This window comes from Clostridium hydrogeniformans DSM 21757 (genome assembly GCF_000686705.1).
In the GTDB taxonomy this organism is placed as follows: domain Bacteria; phylum Bacillota; class Clostridia; order Clostridiales; family Clostridiaceae; genus Clostridium_Z; species Clostridium_Z hydrogeniformans.
The window spans coordinates 1-1,840 of sequence record NZ_JMLJ01000030.1; the positions used below are offsets into that span (position 1 = coordinate 1).

The 1,840-nt window shown below is 26.1% G+C and carries 1 protein-coding gene; it reads left to right on the forward strand.

The genetic code is table 11. The features are described 5' to 3' along the window. Positions 1-314 precede the first annotated feature (314 nt). Positions 315-791 carry an N-acetyltransferase gene (locus BR69_RS0113135; protein ID WP_027633589.1) on the forward strand — a complete coding sequence of 159 codons (477 nt, stop codon included), beginning with the start codon at positions 315-317 and terminating at the stop codon, positions 789-791. Positions 792-1,840 lie beyond the last annotated feature (1,049 nt).

Below are 1,840 nucleotides of genomic sequence, written 5' to 3' on the forward strand. Positions count from 1 at the left end.
CGAACAGGATGGTTAAGCCTCAGAAGGCCGATGGTACTGCTTGGGAGACTGAGTGGGAGAGTAGGAGGTTGCCAGGTGAAAACAAAGACTTCATGTTAAACATGAAGTCTTTTTCTGTTATTATTGATAATAATTTAAGTCAAGTTCTTAATTAGAATAATTGCAGTATATATACCAAATCATATATTTACTTATAAATGTTATTTATATATAATAGACTAATAAATGACATTTATATTAAATTATGACATATATTCAACTAACCTAAAAAGTTATAAATATATTATTTATAAAATATAAGAATATAGGGGGATATGGATATTAAGTGTAGAGATATAAGGATATTGGTCAATCCTAATATTACATCAGAGCAGTTATGGGATTTTTATATAAGAAATGATGTTTGTGAAGTTGGATTTGGAAAGGAAGTTGCTGTAAAGCCATTAAAACATAGTAGTTTAATTATTGGTGCATTTAATGATGATAAGTTAGTTGGAATAGCTCGAGCAATGTTTGATGGATTATCAGCAGTTATTATGGAGTTTTGCTTAGAAAGGAAGCTACAGGGAGAAAATTTGGAATATTCTAATGGTTCTTTAATTGAAGAGAATAAGTTTGAGGTAGGAAAAAGAATGGGTGAACTGCTTATAAATGAGCTAAGAAATATGGGGGCAACATTCATTTCCCTTGATATTGTTAAAGATTGTGAAGAGAGATTTTATAAATCTATGGGATTTAGGGAGAACTGTGGTCATCTATCATATTATATAGATGAGAGACCATACGTATAAATTTGGCAATGATAAGTAGTAGTATAATTATAGAATAAAATGGCTTTTATCATATGTTAAAAGTTATATATTTAAGAATTTGGATAGTTTTAATTATAGATAATAATATAAATAAAAAGGTACAATGAAGCAAATTATAAAAACTTCATGTCTAACATGAAGTTTTTAATATATAGAGTAGGATATATTAAATGTATTTCAATTAACGCATATCACATAGAGAAGATAAAGGCTTTTTATAACAAACTAAAGAAATGGCTGTGCAAGCTTAATAGCTCCGCAACTAAATACATTGCTAATTAAGTGTATTGATATATACAAGACCTTCGCGTTTTACCACAATATTAGAATAAAGGTATCGGAAAAATTATAGTTAACAAACTTATTGATTATGCCTATCAAAATGAGATTTCAAACACAAGTATTTCTATCGGTTTAACGATAAAGAAAGTTTTTATGAAAAAATTGGTTTCATTAAGCAACCAAGTAATAATATAGGATCTGGTATGATTATGGATATAGCTATTGAATAAGATGATAGAGTTCCAATAATAAGTTTGTAAGTACATTATAAGTAAAATTTACTTCATTTTTTATAAGTATAGATTAATGAAGCTAATTTTAAGAATTTTATTATAATATAATATATTATAAGCACTATTTTTTAACGTAGATAATATAAATAATTATATCTGCTATATTGAATGTTATTTATAAACCTATTTTATTATTGATCTAATACAAGTAGAATAGGTTTCATATTAAAAGATTCAGTGAGTTTAATACATAAGTTATAAGATTCAGTTAATGAATTTTATAGGATTATAATATGAGCTATCTATTAGATTATAACTAGTGAAGAAAGGTGGATTAAGCTAAGAAATACGCAAGCTTAAAACAATTAAAAATATATATTAAATAAAAAATTAAAAAAGTGTTGACAACATATATGATAAGTGATAACATAAAGAAGTCGCTTGAGGGCGACATGGTCTTTGAAAATTAAACAGATTAAGATAAAGAACCAGCAATTCTTTTACAGTAAATAA

Coding starts and splice junctions, on each gene's coding strand:
- BR69_RS0113135 (WP_027633589.1), top strand. CDS start 315: ATGGATATTAAGTGTAGAGATATAAGGATATTGGTCAATCCTAATATT.